Annotated in this window: 22 protein-coding genes; 9 read left to right on the plus strand and 13 right to left on the minus strand. The window is 48.0% G+C overall.

All coding sequences use genetic code 11. The features are described from left to right. Nucleotides 1-36: 36 nt before the first annotated feature. Entirely contained in the window at nt 37-1335 is a 1299-nt protein-coding gene (locus JUB14_RS08890; protein ID WP_207505506.1) for a TolC family protein, read from the plus strand. A 77-nt stretch (nt 1336-1412) separates the two neighbouring features. On the opposite strand, the gene JUB14_RS08895 is transcribed toward JUB14_RS08890, so the two are convergent. Next, nucleotides 1413-1799, minus strand: coding sequence for a hypothetical protein (locus JUB14_RS08895; RefSeq protein ID WP_207505507.1), 387 nt, complete (start codon nt 1797-1799; stop codon nt 1413-1415). A gap of 185 nt (nt 1800-1984) precedes the next feature. After that, nucleotides 1985-4483, minus strand: a complete 2499-nt coding sequence (locus JUB14_RS08900) for a zinc-dependent metalloprotease (protein ID WP_207505508.1) — start codon at nt 4481-4483, stop codon at nt 1985-1987. A gap of 157 nt (nt 4484-4640) precedes the next feature. Here JUB14_RS08900 and JUB14_RS08905 point away from each other — a divergent pair, with 157 nt between their 5' ends. Together JUB14_RS08905 and JUB14_RS08910 are read left to right on the plus strand one after the other, a co-directional pair. Continuing rightward, entirely contained in the window at nt 4641-5300 is a 660-nt protein-coding gene (locus JUB14_RS08905) for an oxidoreductase (RefSeq protein WP_207505509.1), read from the plus strand. Between the two features lie 13 nt (nt 5301-5313). Then, complete coding sequence (locus tag JUB14_RS08910; RefSeq protein WP_207505510.1) at nt 5314-5742, plus strand: GNAT family N-acetyltransferase; 429 nt, start codon at nt 5314-5316, stop codon at nt 5740-5742. Between the two features lie 79 nt (nt 5743-5821). Here JUB14_RS08910 and JUB14_RS08915 read toward each other — a convergent pair whose 3' ends face one another. Then, nucleotides 5822-6235: a hypothetical protein gene (locus tag JUB14_RS08915; protein WP_207505511.1), complete on the minus strand. Its 414-nt coding sequence runs from the start codon at nt 6233-6235 to the stop codon at nt 5822-5824. Nucleotides 6236-6412: 177 nt separating this feature from the next. Further along, the gene (locus JUB14_RS08920; protein ID WP_207505512.1) at nt 6413-7159 is read right to left on the minus strand and encodes a lysophospholipid acyltransferase family protein; all 747 of its coding nucleotides are present in this window, start codon (nt 7157-7159) and stop codon (nt 6413-6415) included. 130 nt (nt 7160-7289) lie between these two features. Here JUB14_RS08920 and JUB14_RS08925 point away from each other — a divergent pair, with 130 nt between their 5' ends. After that, on the plus strand, nt 7290-8279 hold the full coding sequence (locus tag JUB14_RS08925) for an acyl-ACP desaturase (RefSeq protein WP_207505513.1): 990 nt from the start codon (nt 7290-7292) through the stop codon (nt 8277-8279). A gap of 75 nt (nt 8280-8354) precedes the next feature. On the opposite strand, the gene JUB14_RS08930 is transcribed toward JUB14_RS08925, so the two are convergent. After that, the gene (locus JUB14_RS08930; protein ID WP_207505514.1) at nt 8355-9518 is read right to left on the minus strand and encodes a cellulase family glycosylhydrolase; all 1164 of its coding nucleotides are present in this window, start codon (nt 9516-9518) and stop codon (nt 8355-8357) included. Between the two features lie 81 nt (nt 9519-9599). On the opposite strand from JUB14_RS08930, the gene JUB14_RS08935 reads away from it, so the two are divergent. The 4 genes from JUB14_RS08935 to JUB14_RS08950 all read left to right on the plus strand — a co-directional run bounded on the left by JUB14_RS08935 (nt 9600) and on the right by JUB14_RS08950 (nt 13649). Then, on the plus strand, nt 9600-10076 hold the full coding sequence (locus JUB14_RS08935) for a GNAT family N-acetyltransferase (protein WP_229367596.1): 477 nt from the start codon (nt 9600-9602) through the stop codon (nt 10074-10076). Between the two features lie 8 nt (nt 10077-10084). Beyond that, on the plus strand, nt 10085-11008 hold the full coding sequence (locus JUB14_RS08940) for a serine hydrolase (RefSeq protein ID WP_207505515.1): 924 nt from the start codon (nt 10085-10087) through the stop codon (nt 11006-11008). Nucleotides 11009-11261: 253 nt separating this feature from the next. Continuing rightward, nucleotides 11262-12881 (plus strand): TrkH family potassium uptake protein, encoded by a 1620-nt coding sequence (locus tag JUB14_RS08945; RefSeq protein ID WP_207505516.1) that lies wholly within the window; start codon nt 11262-11264, stop codon nt 12879-12881. 84 nt (nt 12882-12965) lie between these two features. Then, on the plus strand, nt 12966-13649 hold the full coding sequence (locus tag JUB14_RS08950) for a potassium channel family protein (RefSeq protein WP_207505517.1): 684 nt from the start codon (nt 12966-12968) through the stop codon (nt 13647-13649). On the opposite strand, the gene JUB14_RS08955 is transcribed toward JUB14_RS08950, so the two are convergent. The 4 genes from JUB14_RS08955 to JUB14_RS08970 form a co-directional block, all read right to left on the minus strand. Next, the gene (locus tag JUB14_RS08955) at nt 13650-14699 is read right to left on the minus strand and encodes a CHC2 zinc finger domain-containing protein (RefSeq protein WP_207505518.1); all 1050 of its coding nucleotides are present in this window, start codon (nt 14697-14699) and stop codon (nt 13650-13652) included. Between the two features lie 124 nt (nt 14700-14823). Then, nucleotides 14824-15303 (minus strand): BON domain-containing protein, encoded by a 480-nt coding sequence (locus tag JUB14_RS08960; RefSeq protein ID WP_207505519.1) that lies wholly within the window; start codon nt 15301-15303, stop codon nt 14824-14826. Nucleotides 15304-15357: 54 nt separating this feature from the next. Next, nucleotides 15358-16050 (minus strand): DUF421 domain-containing protein, encoded by a 693-nt coding sequence (locus tag JUB14_RS08965; protein ID WP_207505520.1) that lies wholly within the window; start codon nt 16048-16050, stop codon nt 15358-15360. A 5-nt stretch (nt 16051-16055) separates the two neighbouring features. After that, nucleotides 16056-16775, minus strand: coding sequence for a DUF421 domain-containing protein (locus tag JUB14_RS08970; protein WP_207505521.1), 720 nt, complete (start codon nt 16773-16775; stop codon nt 16056-16058). Between the two features lie 312 nt (nt 16776-17087). Between JUB14_RS08970 and JUB14_RS08975 the strand changes: the two genes are divergently transcribed. Beyond that, nucleotides 17088-17744 carry a hypothetical protein gene (locus tag JUB14_RS08975; RefSeq protein ID WP_207505522.1) on the plus strand — a complete coding sequence of 219 codons (657 nt, stop codon included), beginning with the start codon at nt 17088-17090 and terminating at the stop codon, nt 17742-17744. A gap of 79 nt (nt 17745-17823) precedes the next feature. Here the strand turns inward: JUB14_RS08975 and atpH are convergent, their stop codons facing one another. The 4 genes from atpH to atpB form a co-directional block, all read right to left on the minus strand. Continuing rightward, nucleotides 17824-18360: an ATP synthase F1 subunit delta gene (gene atpH / locus JUB14_RS08980; protein ID WP_207505523.1), complete on the minus strand. Its 537-nt coding sequence runs from the start codon at nt 18358-18360 to the stop codon at nt 17824-17826. 84 nt (nt 18361-18444) lie between these two features. Next, the gene (gene atpF / locus JUB14_RS08985; protein ID WP_207505524.1) at nt 18445-18939 is read right to left on the minus strand and encodes a F0F1 ATP synthase subunit B; all 495 of its coding nucleotides are present in this window, start codon (nt 18937-18939) and stop codon (nt 18445-18447) included. Nucleotides 18940-19159: 220 nt separating this feature from the next. Further along, complete coding sequence (gene atpE, locus JUB14_RS08990; RefSeq protein WP_207505525.1) at nt 19160-19423, minus strand: ATP synthase F0 subunit C; 264 nt, start codon at nt 19421-19423, stop codon at nt 19160-19162. 51 nt (nt 19424-19474) lie between these two features. After that, the gene (gene atpB, locus JUB14_RS08995; protein WP_207505526.1) at nt 19475-20578 is read right to left on the minus strand and encodes a F0F1 ATP synthase subunit A; all 1104 of its coding nucleotides are present in this window, start codon (nt 20576-20578) and stop codon (nt 19475-19477) included. Between the last annotated feature and the right edge of the window lie 237 nt (nt 20579-20815).

The raw sequence follows: 20815 nt of genomic DNA on the forward strand, positions 1-20815 counted from the left end.
ATGATTTACAAACGGATTGCGACTGTGGCTTGTACTATGCTGGTAGTTGCAACACAGGTAATGGCTCAGGAACGACTTACTCTTGAAAAGGCCATCGCGATTGCTCTTGAAAATAATTACTCCATAAAGATTGCTGAACGAAGGGTTGATATAGCGGAGAATGATAATACATTGGGTAATGCCGGATTTCTGCCCACTGTTACAGCCGTAGCTCAAAAAAACTACTCATCCAGCCACCTTCGTCAGGAGTTTTTTAATGAACTGCAACCCCCTCTGAATCGCCGGGGTGTTAACAATAATAACTCCGCCATCGGTCCCTCCCTGGTGTGGACCATCTTCGATGGAATGGGAATGTTCGTAGCGCAAGAGCGCCTGCAGCAGCTCGAAGAGGCCGGACGGACCAATGCCAAGATTACTATAGAGAATACGGTAGCTGATGTGAGCTCTGCTTACTATCAGATCGTTCGGGAAAGTCAGCGGGTACGTGCCCTGCAAAATGCTCTGGGTATATCAGTAGACCGACTGGAACTGGCCAAGGCTAACTATGACGTAGGTGCAGGCTCACGCGTAGACTACATCAATGCTCAGGTAGATTATAACGGTGACACGGCTGCCTACATAGCTCAGGTGCAGGTGTACAATAATGCAAAGATTAACCTGAACACACTGCTGGCCCGTGATCCCCTGAATGATTTCTCGGTAGCAGATTCGATCTACCTACAGACTAACATATCTATTGACCAGCTACGGCAGTCTATGCTGAACCAAAACCCTAACCTGGTGTTCGCGGCTCAGCAGCGCCGTTTGGCTCAGCTCGATATTAAGGCACTCACCGCACAGATGTACCCGCAGGTAGATCTGGTGGGAGGTTACGGATATAATACTACCAACAACCAGGCAGGTTTTGGGGTACGAAGTGCTCGTAACGATATATGGAGTTACGGAGCAAGGGTGTCCGTCAATATCTTTGATGGATTTAACCAGCGTCGCCGCATTCAGAATGCCAAGATCAACGTACTTATCAACGAGGATCAGGAGGCTAACCTGCGTACTGAGTTGGTAGGAGCTTTGCAGCGTACCTACAATAACTATCAGAATAGCCTGCAACTGGTGGCGCTGGAAGAGCAGAACTTCCGCATAGCCCGTCAGAACGTAGACATCGCTTTTGAGCGGTACCGGGTAGGTAATGCTACCGCTTACGAGTTCCGGGAAGTACAACGGAATACAGTAGCCGCCGAAACGCGCCTGATCGAAGCCAAATTTAACGCGAAGCTCGCCGAAATAGAGCTGTTCCGACTCAGCAGTACTATCCTGCAGGACGGAACCCGTCAGTAATAATATGTGACATACAAAAGCGAAAAGCGCAGACCCCACCTGCGCTTTTCGCTTTTGTATTATAATTATTCAGCTAATTAGCCTCTCCTTTTGAACAGGGGGCGACGTGTATTTGAAAGGTCTTTGAGTTTCTCCTGCTGTTCGGCGTTTAGTACACTAAGAAGTTCGCTGTTTTTCTCTTCCTGCAATTCTCGCCTGGCTCTGCGTTTGTTGCCGCTTTTAGTGGCCATTCGTCTTTCCTTGCGGTCGTACTTACGCTCAATCTGCTTCAGTCGTCTGACCTGACGCTTGCTGAGGTCCAGTTCTTCGACGTATCGTTCCAGATTACGTTCCAGCCTTCGGTTATTAAGCTGCTCTTCGGTTTGGGTCCGGTCGTCCTGATTGGTGGCTACGGTGGGAGAGGAGGTCGTACAGCTACTTACCATCAGCCCCAGGACCATCATCAACATGGCTATTTTTTTCATGACGTCTGTTTTATTGTTTCTTTTTACTTTGGACTACAACGATCACTAGAGGTTTAAAAGCATCGTACCATTCTATATAATTTGAAGCGATCCATTAAGGCATTGGTATGCCTGACTGTAGTATGAGAAAAAAAAGCTCTGACAGTACATTCCTGTCAGAGCTTTTTTAAAGAGAATTATAACGGCTACTTCTTTGGATCCAGGATCTTCTCAATCCTGACGAGGCTGTCGTTGAGGTGGTACTTGGTCATGGTATCTTTGGCGAGAGGCATGGACTTTCTGATATCTGACTGCAGCTGCTGCAGCTCACCCCGCACTACCGCCCGGATATCCGACTGGCTTACTTTGACCGGCGTATAGTTGATAAAGCTACGCGCACTGACCGATACCGAGGCTGGCTCGTGCGTCATGAGGTGCTCCATACGATCGAGGTAGGCGCGCTGCAGGTTACGGCGATAGGTATCAGGTACCTTGTTGGTCTTCAGCTCCGTCCAGATTCCTCCTCGCAGGTCTCCCATCATACCTAACAGACCGTAGGCTTTGTTGCCGTTGAGGGTCTGGTTTTCGATGAGGCGGGCCATACGTCCGGGCTCAAGTACCGAGTTGAGTGCCCGCTCCTGTGCACTGCGTACACGCTCTACTACACCTACGCCCTCAAAGCGACGCAGGATATTGTCATCGATCATCCAGGTTGGTGTCACAAAAGCCTGGTTGATTATAAAGGCAAGGGCGCGTTTCTGCTTTTCCAGCGGTACCGGCTCGTATACGGCCCCTTCTTCGTCGTAGGTCTTGTAGGTTTCGTAGATTCCCCCGATGTTGCTGGTCACGTGGCCAAGGTAGCGGTTCCACTGGGTCAGTACCTGTCCGTACATTTCTTCCAGGTTTTCGTAAGGGGCTCCTTCCTCACGGGTCCATTCGATCAGATTGGGCAGGATACGCTTCAGGTTCTTAATACCGTACTCACTGGCTTTCATGGCGTCGTCACCGATATCTTCCGTCTGGGAGCGGGGATCAACCGGGTTCATGGTCTGACGGCCGTAGCGGTACATAGGGTCACCGGCATGTTCCCGGATCATAGCGTCCAGGATCTTTTTCTCAGCCTCGGGGGTACGGGCACCGGGTATGGGGCGGTAGCCCCACTCGATAGAGTACTTGTCATAAAGCCCGATATTGGGCATGAAGTTGACACCCTGGTCTTCGGGCTGTGCTACGTAGTTGAAGCGGGCGTAGTCCATGATCGAAGGCGACACGTTCATCCGGCTGGTAAATGAAGCAGAGCGCAGCGAGTCAACGGGGTAGGAGGCACTAGCGCCCATGTTGTGGGGGAGACCCAGGGTATGACCTACCTCGTGAGCGGCTACAAACCGGATCAGCTTACCCATTACCTCATCCTTGAATCGGGGCGTGCGGGCATCTGGATTGATGGCGGCCGTCTGGATAAAGTACCAGTTGCGGAGCAGGTTCATGACGTTGTGGTACCAGCCAATGTCGCTCTCCAGGATTTCGCCGGAGCGGGGGTCGTGTACATTAGGGCCGTAGGCATTTTGTACATCAGAAGCAAAGTACCTGACTACCGAGTAGCGTACGTCTTCGGGGCTGAAATCCGGATCTTCAGCTGCGGTAGGTGGATATTTGCATATAATGGCATTCTTGAAGCCGGCCTTTTCGAACGCTACCTGCCAGTCTTCTACTCCCTGCTTGATGAACGGGCGCCACTTTTCAGGCGTAGCAGGGTCAATGTAGTAGACGATGGGTTTTACCGGTTCTACCAGTTCACCACGCATAAAGGCTACGGTATCTTTAGGTTCCAGCCGCCAGCGGACGATGTACTCCCGCTTATCGGCCTTCTGAGCATCCAGACCATAGTCATTATGACGTACCGAAAAGTACCCAACGCGCTGGTCTTTTAGTCGGGGCATCATGGGCTTTTTGGGAAGCAGGATCATGGAGTGGTTCATCTCCAGCGATATAGAACCCGTTTCGGCTATGGATGGTGCTTCCGAAGCATTGTAGGTAAGTATGTTACGGGCCTCGATGTTGAGCGGGTAGCTGCGTATGCTATCCAGGTAGGTACGCTTAGTGTCCAGCGCCGATACTTTATAGCGGGTACGCCGGGGCTGGTCCAGTCCCAGTAGCTTCACATCAGTTGTGAATAGCTCATTGACCTCAATCACCGTCCCGTTGCTTTCTGAACTGAGGGCTTTTATATCAAAAGCTGCTACAATAGGCTCAAAGTTGGAGTTCCTGACCGCCTGGTAGATGGGTAGCTCCTCACTGGCTACGTTTCGGTACGATACCACCCGTAGCAGTACTTTTTTATCCTTAATCTCCCAGCGTACCATGGATGTGTTCAGCTCTTCGCCCCCGTAGCCAATGTTGTCGGCAGTTTTGGCGACGCGTGTAACCAGTAGCATTTCCCGCTCCATCAGGGAGTCTGGTATTTCGTAGTAGTAGCTATCATCTACCTTGTGTACCTTAAACAGCCCCTCGTCGGTTTTGGCCTTTGGGGTGATTACTTCGCTGTAAGGTTTAATAGGAGTACTTTTCGGGTTAGAGGCAGGCTTGGCTGGCGTTGTTGCGGCAGCAGCCGGTTTCTCCTCTTCTTTCTTCTTCTTTTTCTGAGCCATGGCACCATTGGCTGTAAGTAGTGCCAGGGCCAGAAGTAACGGAATGGGTTTTAACATGGGTTACGGTTATATAAATAATTAAAATAGTAACGATAATGATAGCTAATTTCTGCTGGTAAAGTTCCTGAACCACTACGGCAGGCACGAAATTTACCTCTTGAAGGAATAAAGTAGTAACTTGGAAAACTAAACCTAACCTGCTAATCACTCTGCAATGTCTAACTATCCCGTCAAAACTGCTCTTGTCATTGGGGCCACCGGCCTTATCGGAAAGCAGATAGTACAGTATCTGTTAAGTTCACCCGCTTATTCGGAAGTGCGGGTCCTGGTGCGCCATTCTTTGGGGATTTCAAATACTAAGCTGAAAGAGATAAAGTATGATTTCAATAATCCGGATCCGGCGGTGGTACAGGGCGATGATGTATTCTGCTGCCTGGGTACTACCATGAAAAAGGCCGGATCGAAGGAGGCCTTCCGCAAAGTCGACCTGGAGTACCCTTTACAGATAGCTAGATTAGCTAAACAGAATGGTGCCCGGCAGTACCTGATCGTAACAGCTATGGGAGCTGATTCGGACTCAATGTTCTTTTATAATCAGGTCAAAGGGGATGTACAGGAAGAGCTGAAATCCCTGCAGTTTTCTACGCTTCGCATTTTCCAGCCCTCGTTGCTGCTGGGCGACCGTCAGGACACCCGACTGGGAGAGAAAATAGGTGAGGGACTAGCTGCACTTTTCAAGCCTCTGATGATTGGCCCCCTGCAAAAGTACCGGGCCATTGATTCGGGCAAGGTGGCTCGTGCCATGGTAGAGCTGGCTCAAAAGCCGGAGGCAGGGGTATTTGTATACGAATCAGGCGAACTACAGAAGTACTAACCTCTTCCCTCTCATGCTGCATATTCGTACCGCTACGGCTTCTGACGAAGAACTCCTGTACCAGATGCTATGTGACCTGGAAAATGAAATACTGGACCTATCAGCCTTTACACAAGTCTTTCAGCACAATCTATCAAATCAGGATATAGCGTACCTCGTGGCTGAATGGGACGGAGTGGTAGTAGGTATGGCCAGTTGCCACGTGCAGCCCCTGTTGCACCATGCCGCGCTGGTCGGGGAGATTCAGGAGATGTACGTAGACCCGGCGTTGCGCTCGCAGGGGATAGGCCAGAAGCTGGTAGATGCCCTGGTCGACTTCGCCAGGAGCAGAGGAGCTGTCCACCTGGAAGTCACCTCCAACCAGCTCCGGCAGGATACGCACCGCTTCTACGAAAGGGAAGGATTCAAGAAGACCCATTATAAGCTGATTCGGAAGCTCTGATAGTACCTACTACATAAAAAAGCGTACGGCAACTGCCGTACGCTTTCTGAACTACCCTAAACCTTCAACTAAACTATGATCACCAGCCGCGACGTTGGTCGTAATTACCCGGGGACCGTGGACGATCGTATCCGGCACGCTCTCCGTCGCGGTTTTCGTAGCGAATCTTACGGATCAGATTCTCAAGGTCATTAGTCAGCTCCCGTGTCTCCCGATTAGTCAGATTACGGTTGGAGCGGAACCGGCGCTCGCGGAGCTGAATTCGATCGTACTCGTCCAGAAGTCGGATGGCTTCGGTCGGAGTGAGCGATTGATTCTCGATACCCACGGCTATACGGCGGCGGGCTTCGCGTTGCATGTCATTGATGGCATAGCTTTCACGGCGGTCATTGTCGGCAGCCGGATAGCGCTGGCCGGGGTACTCATAACGTTGGGCAAAGGCACCGACAAAAGTTAGGAGAAACAAAGCGGAGAGAATGAGAGTTTTTTTCATGGCTAATATATATTATGGGTTTTGTGGGTTAGAGAGCCATGAGCAGGAAAGGTTTAATGCAGCTTTGTTAATAGATGTTAATGGGTGAAGAAAATCATAAATTAGTAGGCATAGGAAGAGCGGCAAGCGGTGTAGCCGCTTGAAAGCACAATGACGTAACAGAGATGTGTTGACTAATTACTGGTTTCCCTCATCCAGTACCTCCTGAATAGCAGCCTGGGCCAGCTGAGCTATCTCTTCGGGTTTTTTACCTGCCGGTTCTATACCGGGCAGTACCGTCCAGGAGAGTTTTGAAAAAGAAACAAGGGGAAATACACCCTTAGTTGGATTAAATTTACCGGTACCCTGTATGGCTACAGGAACTACGAGGGCATTAGGGGCTTTCTTGAGCAGAGCCGCTAGTCCACCAGCGGCGAAGGGCCGCATCTGGCCTGAGGCAGTACGGGTACCTTCCGGGAATATGACAGCGGAATAATTATTATCTTGTATATGTTTGCCGAGTCGGGCTATTTCCACGATGGCCTGCTTGCCATCCTTACGGTTGATCAAAGCGGCACCACTTTTGCGTAGGTTGTAGGAGATACTGGGTATACCCTTTGCCAGTTCTATTTTAGAAACAAAAATGGGCCGGTACCTGCGCAGAAACCAGATGATAGCCGGAATATCAAACGTACTCTGGTGGTTGGCCGTAAAAATGATAGGACGGTCGGTAGGAAGATCAGTACGCCGGTCAAATTTGATACTGGCTCCGGTCAGGTACAATCCGTATGTGAGCATGAAGTTGAGATGATCAACGGATACTTTATGGACTTTTTTGCCAAAGATATTATAGGCAACTACCTGATATACATGAAACAGTAAAAGTTGTAACCCAAAGTAGAGTAAATAGATACTACCAAGTAGGTAGTCCAGTATTTTTTTCATTCTTCAATATTTTTTGTGCGAAAATACTGGAAAAGGTGTTGTATTACTAAATACTATAAATATTGCTATACTTATAAGTATAAATAGCGTTATTTGTAGGACTATTACCATTTTCATAATTTGATATTGTATGCAGACGGAACTATCAGCTTCACGCTTAGAGGTAATGCGGTTCATTGGCACCAGGCTGGATGAGCTCATAGATGAATACCTCAGGCCTGTAGAAGAATACTGGCAACCATCGGATTTTTTGCCTGATTCAACCAGAGAGGATTTCTTCAATGAAGTAAAGCTACTTCAGGAAAGTTGTCGTGATCTTCCGTATGACTATCTGGCTGTTTTGATAGGAGATACCATTACCGAAGAGGCACTACCAACCTACGAATCATGGCTGATGGATGTAGTAGGGGTAGACCAGATCGGCAACCCCGAAAGCGGTTGGGTAAAGTGGGTACGGGCCTGGACCGCCGAGGAAAACCGTCACGGTGACCTGCTCAACAAGTACCTGTACCTGTCTGGTCGGGTGGATATGCACGCCATGGAGGTATCTACACAGTACCTCATATCCGATGGATTCGACATCCAGACGGGTCGTGACCCATACCGTAACTTTGTTTATACTTCATTCCAGGAGCTGGCTACCAACGTGTCACACCGTCGTACGGCTACGCTGGCCAAGAAGTTTGGCAACCCGCACCTGTCCAAGATATGTGGTGTCATCGCCTCGGATGAAATGCGCCATGCCAAAGCCTATAAAGCGTTTGTAAGCCGGATATTTGAGGTAGACCCCTCGGAGATGATGCTGGCGCTGGAAGATATGATGAAGAAGAAGATCGTAATGCCGGCCCACTTCCTGCGCGAGTCAGGAGTAAAGATCGGACAGACCTTCTCACACTTCTCCGATGCCGCTCAGCGTTTGGGAGTGTATACTACTAATGACTACATTGATATCTTTGATTCGCTGCTGAAAGACTGGGAGATCGATAAGGTAAAAGACCTAAACGCAACCGCCGAGCGGGCTCGTGATTACCTGATGGCTCTGCCTGCCCGTCTGCGCCGCGTAGCGGATCGTACCCGGGTACCTGAGCTGGAGTATGAGTTCAGCTGGATCAGCCGGTAACAGATTCTCAATAAGACTATAAAAAGGAGCGGCTCACCAGATGGTGAGCCGCTCCTTTCTATGATAAGTACGTACTTAGTTGACTGCTGCTGCTTTCTTTGCCTTTCCGGTAGCGGCTTTGATAGCGGCAACTTCTTCCTCGTCTATAGGAGTACCATCCTCTTTGAGGATTTCGTGGAACCACACCGCTGGCTCATGTCCGTTGACGTAAGGCTTCTGCCAGCTATCCCAGGGGAGGTAGGTTTGGGTTTTGCCAGCTACAAAGCCCCAGTTGATCATGCCCACGTCGTACTTTTTGGCGACCGGGAGGTGCGTCTGAAACTTGCTGTTGGCTCCACGCGCCATAAACTCCGTACAGATCAGCGGACGTCCCTGCGCTTTAAGCTCCTTAATAACCCGCTCAAACGACTCTACATCGGAGTAGTGGTGGAAGGTAATGATGTCGGAGTTGACAAACTGTACCTTCTCCATGGGGCTCCAGTTCTCGGGCTTGCTCATGTCACGGTCCTTGCTGAATATCCACACGCCTGATGACAGGGGCTGAGTAGGATTGACGGAGCGTGCCCACTTAAATACATCTGGCAGTAGTTTCGTCACAATCGCTACCTTGTTGGCAGGCTCCTGGTTGAGGTGGTTCTTTCCGTAGCTGTTGCCGTTGGTATTATCAGGCTCATTCCAAACATCCCACATCAATATTCTGGGATCATTTTTGAAGGCTCCCACAACACCTTTCACGTAAGCTTCCAGGCGTGGGTACTGCGATACATCCGTAAGGGCGTCTGCACCCGGACTCTGCATCCAGCCCGAATTATGGATACCAGGCTGCGGACCGCGCTGCTTTCCCAGGGCAGGATGAGGGTCCCAGCAGGAGTCAAATAAGACCAGCATGGGACGGATCTTGTGCTTGGCGCAGATACTCAGAAACTGATCAAGACGTTTGGTAAAACCAGCCGGATCCTGCCATAGCAGGTCATGGAGGTACACCCGGGCTGTATTGACACCCATTGACTCGGCCCAGGCCAGTTCCTTGTCAATCGTAGTGGGATCAAAGCTATCTGCCTGGAACATTTCCAGTTGATTAATCGCATTGGCCGGATTGTAGTTAGACCCAAATAACCAGGGTTGCTTCTTATACCAGGCAGCGGCTTTGTTGGCGTCCCATCGTCCGGGCGCACTGGTCTGAGCCTGGGAGGTGGCAGTAAAGAGTATGAATAAAAGAAGGAGATGGAGTTTTCTCATGATATTATTTTTGTGATTATTCTCTATCTAAAAGCAGAGAAGGTACCTTTACAACTCCAAATTATAGTATAATTTTTTTGAATGATGACCTGGACTATCACAGAAGCCAATACCGAGGAGCAATACCTGGCTGCCATTGCACTCTTTAAAGAATACGCCGCTTCGCTGGACTTTGATCTGCAGTTTCAGAATTTTGACGGAGAACTATCCATCCTGTCTACTATGTACGGACCTCCGGTGGGGCGACTCTATCTGGTAGAGGATCAGGGTGAATACGTAGGTTGTGTAGGGCTGCGCCGCATTGAGAACGAGTGGACCTGCGAAATAAAGCGTATGTACATTCGACCGGAATACCGGGGTACGGGCATTGGCAAGACCCTGATGACAAAATTGATTGATGCTGCTCGTGAAATGAACTACAAGACCATCAAGCTGGATACCATCGGGTACAAGATGCCGAACGCGGTTGGCCTCTACAAATCCTATGGCTTCCGTGAGACGGTTCCTTATAATTTTAACCCCTACGAGGGAGTATTGTACTTCGAACGCGAATTATAGAGTACCTTATGAAAAAAATCCTTCTGCTTCTCTTACTGGTTGTAAGTACCTATGCTATAGCGCAGCCTTCATTGGTAGGCAAGACCCGTACCGATAAGGAACTGACCAAAAAAATAGAAGCTGCCATGCGGGGCTTCGAGGGGGTAGTAGGCGTGTACGTACGCCACCTGAAGACGGGGCGGGTGGTGGAGATCAAGGCTGATACGGTGTTCCCGACGGCGAGTATGGTCAAGATTCCAATTTTGTGTGGATTGTTTGACAAGATACACCAGGGTAAGATCAGCTACCAGCAGACTCTCACATACCGGGACTCGCTGCACTATGACGATGGCATAGTAGGATCATTGAGAGACAGCGCCCAAATTCCGCTTAGTTATGTCATTATGCTTATGACTACCCTGAGTGACAATACCGGTAGCCTGTGGCTGCAGGCCATGGCGGGTGGTGGTGCCACTATTAACCAGTGGCTTGATAAAAATGGTTTTACCTATACCCGGGTCAACTCGCGTACTCCCGGGCGTGAAGCAGCCCGTACGCGTTATGGGTGGGGACAGACAACAGCCTGCGAAATGGCCGAACTGATGGTTATGATCAGGCAGGGCAGAGCCATTAGCCCCGATATCAGCGACCGGATGTACCGCTACCTGGGGCGGCAGTTCTGGGATGGTGAATCACTGTCACAGATCCCTTCGGATGTGAAGGTAGCCTCTAAGAATGGAACCGTCAGTCAGGCCAAATCGGAAGTAGTACTGGTACATGCTCCTCATGGTGACTATGTGCTCTGCGTCACCACAAAAAATCAGAAGGATGAAAGATGGGTGCGTACCAATGCCGGATATGAGCTGTTACGGACTATTTCGGCTACGGTCTGGAAGCATTTTGAGCCGCAGAGTACCTGGCAACCACCACAGGGGTATGACAAGTGGTGGTAACAATAGGGTACCAATGGCGGGTTATACATTAACAGACTTAAACTATACCAGCACGACTGTGTAACTTTTATTTATGTTATCAAGGCGTATATACTGGAATATTAAAAATTTTGCGAACAGAGCGTTAAAAAGGTTTCACAACCTTTTTGAAGATATTACTTTCTATATAAGCATATTCGTATTCCTGCTCATTGTTTATGATGTAGGTTTTGCGCATGTAATCGGGTATATATATTTTGCTAGCCTCTATCTGTTGTACCTGGTCAGTTTTACCATCACCTCAGCACTGCGTACAATCCGTTACCCTCCTGAAAGGAGATCTACCCGTCGGGCGCTGTGGTTCCTTAATTTTCTGCTGGCCTGTTTCTGTATTTATAAGTACAGCATCATTCAGAGCAGTCCTGACTTCAACTCCCTGAGCTACTATGGGGGCTTGCTGCTATGTTTTGTTTTGATCCTGCTGGACTCCTCCCGTAAGGTACTGGCGGTGTATACACTAGGCTTCAATCCGGCGCTGGCTTTCGTGCTGAGTTTTATCCTGCTGTCCTTCATGGGATGTGGGTTACTGCTCCTGCCCAGAGCTACTGTACACGGTATTTCATTTACGGATGCCTTGTTTACGTCGGTCAGCGCCGTATGCGTGACTGGACTGACTACCCTGGACACTGCTACGGAGTTTACACGGCTTGGTAAGTTTTTTATCCTGTGCCTGATTCAGTTGGGCGGTCTAGGAATCCTCTCATTTACAAGTTTTCTGGGCTATCTCTATAAGGGTGGATTTTCACTGCAGAATCAACTCTTTCTCCGGGAGTACGTGACGGCTGAGAAGGTAAGCGATACATTCAGGTCGCTTTCGCAAGTCATTGTTATCACGTTGCTGGTAGAAGCACTGGGGGCTTTGGGTATCTTTCTAACCGTAGATACGTCACTATTCGATACAACGGGCGAGCAGGTTAGATTTTCGATATTTCATTCTGTGTCAGCCTTTTGTAACGCGGGTTTTTCTACAACTCCCAGTGGACTCTTTAACCCGGCTTTGAGTTCGGATTATGATTTTCAGCTTATCATCTGTGCATTAGTCATAATAGGTGGTATTGGGTACCCGATCATCGTTGATTTTTATAAATACACCAGGCACTATGTGTCGCAGACATATAGCTGGATCAGGTTTGGAAGGTCTATCAGCCACCTTCCGCGTACGGTCAGTGCAAATACCGCAATTGTAATCAAGACGACGATCATACTACTGATAGGCGGATTCATTACTTTTTTTATCACAGAGTACTACGGTATACTCTATGACCATGAGACGTTGGAAGGGAAGCTCACTACTGCATTTTTTGGAGCCGTTACGCCCCGTACGGCTGGTTTTAATACCTTTGATTTGAGCCTGATGCAGCCGGCTACTATACTGGTGTACCTGCTCCTGATGTGGATCGGTGCTTCGCCGGCCTCTACGGGTGGCGGGGTCAAAACGTCTACTTTTGCCATAGCGGTACTGAATATATTGAGTCTGGCTAAGGGAAAAGACCGGGTAGAGATACGTCGCCGCGAAATAGCCAATGAATCAGTACGTCGGGCGTTTGCTATCATAGCTCTGTCCTTACTGGTCATAGGTCCGGCTATCCTGATCATTACCGTGCTGGAGCCGGAAAAACTGCTGATCAACGTAGCTTTTGAATGTTTTTCGGCTTTCAGTACCGTTGGGCTTACGCTGGGCATCACGCCACTGCTGTCCGATACGGCTAAGATTGTCCTGGTGGTAGTTATGTTTATCGGGCGGGTGGGTACTTTTACCTTATTTGTAGCCTTCTCGAGAAGGACTCTGGCTAAGAACTATCATTACCCCAAGGAGACCATTTTTATAAGCTAATAACAGTATGGGGAGCAGGGGCGTTTTAGTAGTAATGCAGGATGCCATTCGGCATATCCTGGCTTTTATATTGACAATACGAATATGAAATTTCTAGTAGTGGGCCTCGGTAACTTCGGGGCCGCCCTGTCCATGAAGCTTACTTCGATGGGGCATGAAGTAATAGGGGTCGATATTAACATGAGTAAAGTCGAGGCTCTCAAGGACAAGATTACCCATACGGTAGCCATGGACCTTACCGACTTGCAGAATCTTAATTCCCTTCCCCTTAAAGAAATGGATGTGGTAGTAGTAGCCATTGGGGAGGACTTTGCGGCTTCGGTACTGGTGACGGCTCTCCTGAAGCAGTCGAAGGTCAAGAAGCTGATCGGAAGGGCCATCAACGATACACACCGGACAGTAATAGAGGCCCTGGGAGTGGATGAGTTACTGCTGCCCGAGCAGGACTCGGCCGAGAAGGTAGCCAAACGGTTGACCATCCCTATGGTAGAAAACTCCTACGAGATTTGCGATGAATCGGCTATGCTCGAACTACGGATACCACAGCGTTTTTACTACCAGCGACTGTCCGAGACTGGCTTTACCCGTTCCAGCAATCTGAAAGTGGTGGCCTATGTCCACGTAGAGAATGAAAAGAGCCTTCTGGGACACGCGCGTAAGGTCAAGAAGCTGGAACTGGATGTACACCCGGACAAGGAGCTTAAGCCCGGCGACCACCTGATCCTGATCGGTAATGTAAAGGAGCTAAAACGAATACTGGCCAAGTAGCTATTCTTCATCCCTGCGGGTAAAGTACTCATTTACGTCCTTGAAGCCTTCTTTGACCGAACGGGAGTGGGTACTGATGCCTGATGACTGGAAGATGTCGTGGTAGGCTTTGGCGGCGTGCTGCCCGGCCGGATCATTATCAAACCAGAAGCATACCTCAAACCGCTGAAACAGCTTTGCCCATTCCCTCTTAAACATAGTTACACTCCCCAGGCTGACGGCCGGGTGCCCCTGCTGGACCAGCGTCATGCAGTCGAAGGCCCCTTCGGTCAGGTAGATGGTCTGGCCCGTCCTGACTTTGCGCAGCATATCCCCATTGAACAGCGTGATAGGCACTCCGTTGAGGAACTGGTAGCGGGGAGTTTTGTCAATAGATGAGCCTATAATACGCCCCTGTAGGTAGACAAGCTTTTCTTTCTGGTAGTATGGGATAATGATGCAGTGCTTGTAAAAAATCAGGTTGTCTTTTTCGTTATACAGCCCACACTCACGTAGGTCAACCATGGCGTACTGTGAGCGTAGGTAGTAGCTGGCCGCGTGGTAGTCTTTGATGACGAATATGCCAAAACGACGTAGTGTATAGTCCGTAAAGCCCCGGCTGTGGAGGTAGGCGTAGGCTTGCCTGGATATATCTGTTTCGGGTTGTTCTTCGCAGTATTTCTTAAATAGTTCGAATATTTCGGTATGCTGTGGCTGGTATACATACACCTTCGTATCGGGTATGTGGTCAGCGGGAATCTGGGGGCGGGGAGGGGTACGCCGAGGTGGGGGAGTACCTCTGCGTACATAGCCCGATACATATTGGTAGGCCAGTTCGTGCATAGCCGCCTTGTACTCTAGCTGGGTATAGCCGGCGTAGAAGTGGATAACGTCGCCGCGTTTTCCGCAACCAAAGCAATAGTAGGTATTGGTCTGTGGATACAGGACGAGCGAAGGCGTCTTTTCGTCGTGAAAGGGACATACAATCTTACGGTGCAGATGTACCTCCATACCCAGGTCCTGCACCACCCGCAGCAGATCTACTTTGCGTACTTCTTCCAGAATATTCATAAAGACTAAGGTACTAAAAATAGCCCTTGCTCCACAAGATAGATGCTTTCACCCCAAAAAGAGAGACCTACGCCATCACGACATAGGTCTTGTTATAAGTTGTTAAGAGGTACCTCAGAAACATTTACAGTGTAGTCACCTGGAAGATAATGTTTCTGGGTTTAAGGCCCTTAATGGCGGTTAGTAACTCTTCCAACTTTTTGTTGTCTTTGGCTTTGCCACTCAGCGTCACTATACTATCCATCACATAGGCCTCTACGGCCGGGTACTTCTTCAATACGCTATCCACGCTTGTCTTCAACTGATGATCAGTACCTATTACAACCGGTCCTATAGATATATGACTAACGATGTCCTTTACACCATGCACACCTTTTACAGCATCTTCTACGGTCTGTCTGGCTTTATCGGACGGGCAGATACCATTGATGGTAACAATACCCTCTTCCACTATAAAGGACACCCCATGAAAGCTTCTATCCCTTTGTGATTTAGCGATCAGATCTGCTTTAAGATCCGCATCTGATGGCTGACAGCTAGTGAGTACTACTTGTAGTAGAGCAAACAGAGCTATTATACTTATTCTATAATTCTTCAATGACATGGCTTATATATGCGTTGGTCTTTTAATCTATAAATTGGGACTGAGGCTATCGGTCTATATGTGCCTTAGTCCATTCAGTCTTTCCACAGTTGGGACAACGGGTGTGGCCATTGGATGTACTGTTATCCGGCATTCCTGCACCGCAGACACTGCAAATAGTGATATCCGTTGGTTCAGCTTCTCATTTATAAACTCCTTGTCCCAGAACGGAAGGGCTACCAGGCCCGGCACCGGTTTGTCGTGCATGATAGTGGAGAAATTACCATCTGCCTCAAGGTACATCCTCTTTAAATAGCCCAAGTGGGGCAGGTTTTTGGAGCGCAACTCGGTAAAGAGTCTTTCCCGGCTAATCAGTACCTTTTCCATACTATCTATGTTCATGACAGACTCATCTACAAGTATATCAATGACCCCTTGAGTGATTTGCTCGAAGTGCTGGTGATGCAGGCTATACTTGGCAATAAGTCTGGTGATTCCTACTACCACGGCGGCACAAATAAAAGCAGGTAGCATCCCTCTGTCTGCGACCAATATCGGAACCCCGATGGCAGAAGCCAGCGCGACCATAGCACTCATTTCCAACCGGCTGATCTGCTTTGACATTCTTTTACCTAATGCCCGCATACACACCATCAGGAGTATGTACACAAGGAAGGTACGTATCACTATTTCTATATAAAATACAGCGGGTACTTCACCCATTATAATCCTGCCCCAGTCACTGAGGCTTATATTATCTGGCATCATATATTTCAGGCATTAACTTGTTCCACTTTTTTACTGGTATGATAGGCTTTGCTCCAGTCAGTCTTTCTGCAATTGTCACACTGTTCATGAGCATCCATAACCTCCTGTACATGACCACAATTGCAACAGGCTTTCAGAGGGTCATCAAGCTCCGTATAGATTTCTTTAATAGATTGATCAAACTGGGGAAACAGAGGCAAACCTGGTTTGTCATCAGCTTCTTTAAATACGGTGAGGGCACCACATCCTTCCAGGTAGGCTCGCTTCACTTTGCCGAGGTTGTTAATGTCTTTCTGGCGAAGCAGGGCGTACAACTGCTGATGTGATATCAGGTTTTTTTCAAGCTCTTCAACGACTATTTTCCCATCTTTCACAAGCATGGACATCTTACCTTGTGTCACCTCTTCAATCCGATGATTTTTAACTGTCCAAAGGTTAAACAGCCGCTGAAAAGCCAGAGCGCAAATCAGGGCAAGTACACCAAAAAGAATACCCCTGTCAGGAAGCTGCATGATGGGTGAAACAATAGCACCAAGCGAAATCAGGACGGCCATTTCAGTAAGTGTTATCTGGCCTGACATCCTTTTCCCCATCAACCTGACGGCTAGCAGCAAAAACAAGTATATAAGGACGGTTCGTATTACTACTTCAATCATAAACTCTGGCGTAGTTTGTCCAATAAGCCAGCGTTTTATATCACCAAGATGAATTTCTTCTTTCTTCATATATCTATATTTTTCATATACTTAGTAGTTTCAAATAAATGAGCCAGAAATTGGAGCTCCATCTGCATTTCACTGTATAATCATATATGTACTTTCCAAAATATAAAGTAAGTGTAACTCTTCATAGACATAAGGGTTATCTGAGTATCATGCTTTAGTTACCTATATTGTAGTAGGAGGCATGTTTTACTATACTTCTGTGGAGTAGTATTCACATATACGTAACTGCATTTTACCCCATAGTAAAGATATATTTAATTTATTCTGAGTAACTTATATCCAATTTGTAGACAAGTGCTTATATCATTCTCAATGAAAAATATCTTCTTCCTGATTCTCTTCTCCGGCTGGTTTATCGTCCCCGGCGCAGCTCTTGATCTAAGCGATAGTACCCGCCACCCTAAGTTACGTGGAGTTGTACTGAAGGTAGCACCTATGGAGTACCTGATCAATCAATACCCTACCATCACACTTGGGACAGAGTTACTACTGGCGAGTAGGTTTGGTGTACAGGGAGAGTTTGGACTGGGGTACCCCTCTTTTATGGCCGAGATAGGAGCCCAAAAAAAGACCTGGCTCTACCGGGTTGAAGCACGACATTATAGCCGACCCCATTTTTCCAGGAAAGTAAGGGGATATGGCGCTGTCGAATTACTTCAGAAGAATTCCAATGAGTTCAGAATGCAATCGCCCTTTGGAGCAGGCGTCGAGGAGGAATCATTTAATTATTCTTTGCGCAGAGAAGTGTATGATTTAAGGGCAAAGGCAGGCTTGCAGCGGATGGGAGTCGTCTGGGTATGGGATATATTTATTGGCTTTGGAGTACGTCGTATTGCTGCCTGGAACGAGGGTACCGGAGGGCGGCACGTCCACTACAATGGAGGAATGTTTGCACAAGGTCCGGGTAAGTATACAAATATCTATCCGGCTTTAGGATGTAAGGTAGGCTGGCTCCTTTTCAGGAAGTAGGTCAACAGACATCACAAAAAAAGACCCTGCCGCAAAGCAGCAGGGTCTTTCCAAATTATACAGATAAAAAATGAAATTTTTAGCCTATAAGCTCTAGTTTCAGATTGTTGAGTCGGCTGCGGATTGAAGCATCAATCTGACGGTCTCCAACCCGGAGAACATATCCTCCAATTAGTTGTGGATCAATTTTTTCTTCCAGTTCAACGGTCTTACCAGTAGCTTCTGCAACTATCTGATTGAATTGCTGACGCAGCTCGGCTGTAAGGGGAGTAGTAGTTATTACTGTGGCTCTCTGTATTCCCTTATACTGGTTATATATATTGATATACTCATCGGCTATAGCATCAAGAATAGATTCCCGGTTCTTCTGGGTAATGATCTTGAAGATAGTAAATGAAACCGGATCAACCTTGTCCTGGAACAAACCTTTCAGAATACCCAGCTTCTTTTCGTGACGTACCACCGGGCTACTTAGGGCAAGCATGAGCGCTCTGTTCTCATTGGCGGTATTCCTGAAAAGCTGCATATCCTTATACACAGTCTCTATAACACCTTTTTCCTGGGCCAGGTCGATCAGTGATTGAGCGTATCGTGTTGCAACGGCAGCTATTGACATCTTATTTTATTTTTGAATGAAGGTACGGGTCGTACTTCACGTAGTTTGGTTGTATACATTTCGCCTTTCGGGGGCAGGGGAATCTTAGTTCATACGGGCGTTAGAAGCCAGTTCAGCTACCAGTTTTTCCTGTGAAGCCTTATCGCTCAATTCGCGACGCAGAACCTGCTCAGCAATCTGAAGGGAAAGGGTTGCCACCTCTTTCTTCATCTGGCTGATAGCGGCCTGCTGCTCATTACGAATTGTTTCGCGGGCGCTTTCAAGTACTTTCTGACCTTCCACAGTTGCTTTTTCACGAGCTTCGGCAATCATATGGTCAGCGGCATCTTTAGCCTCCCGGATAATACGGTCACGGGCAGCGTTTGCTTCGGCCAACTGCTTGGCGTTATCAGCCTGCAGCTTAACCATCTCGGCTTTGGTTTGTTGAGCCAGGTCTAGGGCACTCTGTATTTCGTGTTCACGGTCTTTGAGTCCGGCAATAATGGGTTTCCAGGCATACGCACGAAGAACCACTACCAGCAACAGAAATACCACCAGCATCCAGAACAAAAGACCAATGGCGGGGGTAAGCAATGACATAGCTTTTAAGGATTTTAAAGTGTAAAGTTATATTATTTGGCAGGCGGGGACCAGGTAGTTACTCTATAAGAGTGAAAAGTACAGGTTACACCCTGTCGACCGCTGAGTATTCCTAACCTTTTGTTTTTAAATAAGTCCGTGAGGGCCTAATGCCCCCACGGAATGTTTTTTGCCACTTCATCGCCTAATGCAGATGAAGCTCAGGCCTCTTGATCTGTTATTACAGATTGAAAGAGATAAGCAGACAGATAACGGCTGCAAACAGAGCCACCGCCTCAATAAGAGCTGCGATTACAAGCATAGCAGTCTGGATACGACCAGCAGCCTCAGGCTGACGGGCGATACCTTCCATAGCGCTACCACCGATGCGACCGATACCAAGACCAGCACCCAATACAGCAAGACCAGCACCAAGACCAGCACCCATTACAGCAAGACCTACACCGTTCTGCTCAGCAGCTTGAAGCAAAATTTGAAGCAACATAATTGTGTTCGTTTAGAGAGATATATTAATTAAAAAACAAAAGATTACAGATTAATGACCGATGCCGTGGTCGGCTTCGTGGTTATCTTCAATGGCGCTACCGATGTACATGCACGACAGCAGGGTGAAGATAAACGCCTGGATAAAGGCTACCATGATCTCGATGAAGTTCATGAACAGGGCAAACAACGATACCACCGGCGCCAGGTAGATACTTTTAAAGATGAAAATCAGACCGAACAAGCTCAATAGGATAATGTGACCCGCAGTGATGTTTGCAAAAAGACGAACCATGAGCGAGAAAGGCTTCATGAATACACCTACGATCTCAACCGGAACCATAACGGGTAGTAGAGCTACGGGTACACCGGTTGGTTTAAAAAGGTGCATATAGTAATGCTTGTTAGCATTGATATGCACGATAACAAAGGTCAGTACGGCCAGTGTCAGAGTAATGGCGATGTTACCGGTAAGGTTAGCCGCACCTGGCAGAAGTCCCAGCAGGTTGTTGATCAGGATAAAGAAGAACAACGTCAGCATATAAGGGAGGTACTTCTCATAGGTAGGGCCGATGTTAGGCTTAACTACCTCATCACGAATGAAAAGGATGATGATTTCCATGGCTGACTGGAAGCCGCGTGGAGCTTTGCCGGGACGGCTCTTGTAAGCACCTGCTACTGTTCCGAAGATCAGGATCAGTATGATAGCGCTGAGCAGCATCGAGGCTACGTTCTTGGTAATGGAAAAATCATAAACTGTACGTGACTCATCAACCGGTACGATTACCTCTTTGTCGTCATGAGTAAGAAGGTAACCGTTGTACTCGTGCTGTGGGTTATGAAACTTGCTGGACATAAAAGCCTCCACACCACGATCCTGTGAGTAAAGGATAACCGGCAGCGGAATAACCAGCCCGTGCGCATACTCCCATTCGTGAGAGTCGGCAATGTGGTGCATGATCATTTCACCAATGTTGAATTCTTCTTCCTCATGTCCTTCTTGCGAAGTTGTATCCTCATGACCGGACTGTTCGATCTCATCAACAACTTCACCATGAGGTCCGGGGCTATCGTTGTGCTGAGCCCATAACGGATTGGAAACTAATAGGGTTGCGACTAAAGCAACCTTTAAATACCTGCGGATATGAATTAACATAAAGCTTGTTATGACTATGCATTATAAATCGCGGCGCAAGTTACTATACAAACCATATATTTCAAAACTTGTATAAAATAAATAGAGTACAAGAAAGTTAATTATGAAGATCTTTTGATCGGGTACGCCTCTGTACAGAAAGAAGGCTACGAAAATCATACATAGCAGAAGCCGGACTACTATAGTAGAAATGTAGAAGGGGACGAAATTTTCACGCTTATTCCGAAAACCGATTTC

The organism is Telluribacter humicola (assembly GCF_017355935.1).
GTDB classification, from domain to species: domain Bacteria; phylum Bacteroidota; class Bacteroidia; order Cytophagales; family Spirosomataceae; genus Telluribacter; species Telluribacter humicola.

Coding starts and splice junctions, on each gene's coding strand:
- JUB14_RS08890 (WP_207505506.1), top strand. CDS start 37: ATGCTGGTAGTTGCAACACAGGTAATGGCTCAGGAACGACTTACTCTT.
- JUB14_RS08895 (WP_207505507.1), bottom strand. CDS start 1,799: ATGAAAAAAATAGCCATGTTGATGATGGTCCTGGGGCTGATGGTAAGT.
- JUB14_RS08900 (WP_207505508.1), bottom strand. CDS start 4,483: ATGTTAAAACCCATTCCGTTACTTCTGGCCCTGGCACTACTTACAGCC.
- JUB14_RS08905 (WP_207505509.1), top strand. CDS start 4,641: ATGTCTAACTATCCCGTCAAAACTGCTCTTGTCATTGGGGCCACCGGC.
- JUB14_RS08910 (WP_207505510.1), top strand. CDS start 5,314: ATGCTGCATATTCGTACCGCTACGGCTTCTGACGAAGAACTCCTGTAC.
- JUB14_RS08915 (WP_207505511.1), bottom strand. CDS start 6,235: ATGAAAAAAACTCTCATTCTCTCCGCTTTGTTTCTCCTAACTTTTGTC.
- JUB14_RS08920 (WP_207505512.1), bottom strand. CDS start 7,159: ATGAAAAAAATACTGGACTACCTACTTGGTAGTATCTATTTACTCTAC.
- JUB14_RS08925 (WP_207505513.1), top strand. CDS start 7,290: ATGCAGACGGAACTATCAGCTTCACGCTTAGAGGTAATGCGGTTCATT.
- JUB14_RS08930 (WP_207505514.1), bottom strand. CDS start 9,518: ATGAGAAAACTCCATCTCCTTCTTTTATTCATACTCTTTACTGCCACC.
- JUB14_RS08935 (WP_229367596.1), top strand. CDS start 9,600: ATGATGACCTGGACTATCACAGAAGCCAATACCGAGGAGCAATACCTG.
- JUB14_RS08940 (WP_207505515.1), top strand. CDS start 10,085: ATGAAAAAAATCCTTCTGCTTCTCTTACTGGTTGTAAGTACCTATGCT.
- JUB14_RS08950 (WP_207505517.1), top strand. CDS start 12,966: ATGAAATTTCTAGTAGTGGGCCTCGGTAACTTCGGGGCCGCCCTGTCC.
- JUB14_RS08955 (WP_207505518.1), bottom strand. CDS start 14,699: ATGAATATTCTGGAAGAAGTACGCAAAGTAGATCTGCTGCGGGTGGTG.
- JUB14_RS08960 (WP_207505519.1), bottom strand. CDS start 15,303: ATGTCATTGAAGAATTATAGAATAAGTATAATAGCTCTGTTTGCTCTA.
- JUB14_RS08965 (WP_207505520.1), bottom strand. CDS start 16,050: ATGATGCCAGATAATATAAGCCTCAGTGACTGGGGCAGGATTATAATG.
- JUB14_RS08970 (WP_207505521.1), bottom strand. CDS start 16,775: ATGAAGAAAGAAGAAATTCATCTTGGTGATATAAAACGCTGGCTTATT.
- JUB14_RS08975 (WP_207505522.1), top strand. CDS start 17,088: ATGAAAAATATCTTCTTCCTGATTCTCTTCTCCGGCTGGTTTATCGTC.
- atpH (WP_207505523.1), bottom strand. CDS start 18,360: ATGTCAATAGCTGCCGTTGCAACACGATACGCTCAATCACTGATCGAC.
- atpF (WP_207505524.1), bottom strand. CDS start 18,939: ATGTCATTGCTTACCCCCGCCATTGGTCTTTTGTTCTGGATGCTGGTG.
- atpE (WP_207505525.1), bottom strand. CDS start 19,423: ATGTTGCTTCAAATTTTGCTTCAAGCTGCTGAGCAGAACGGTGTAGGT.
- atpB (WP_207505526.1), bottom strand. CDS start 20,578: ATGTTAATTCATATCCGCAGGTATTTAAAGGTTGCTTTAGTCGCAACC.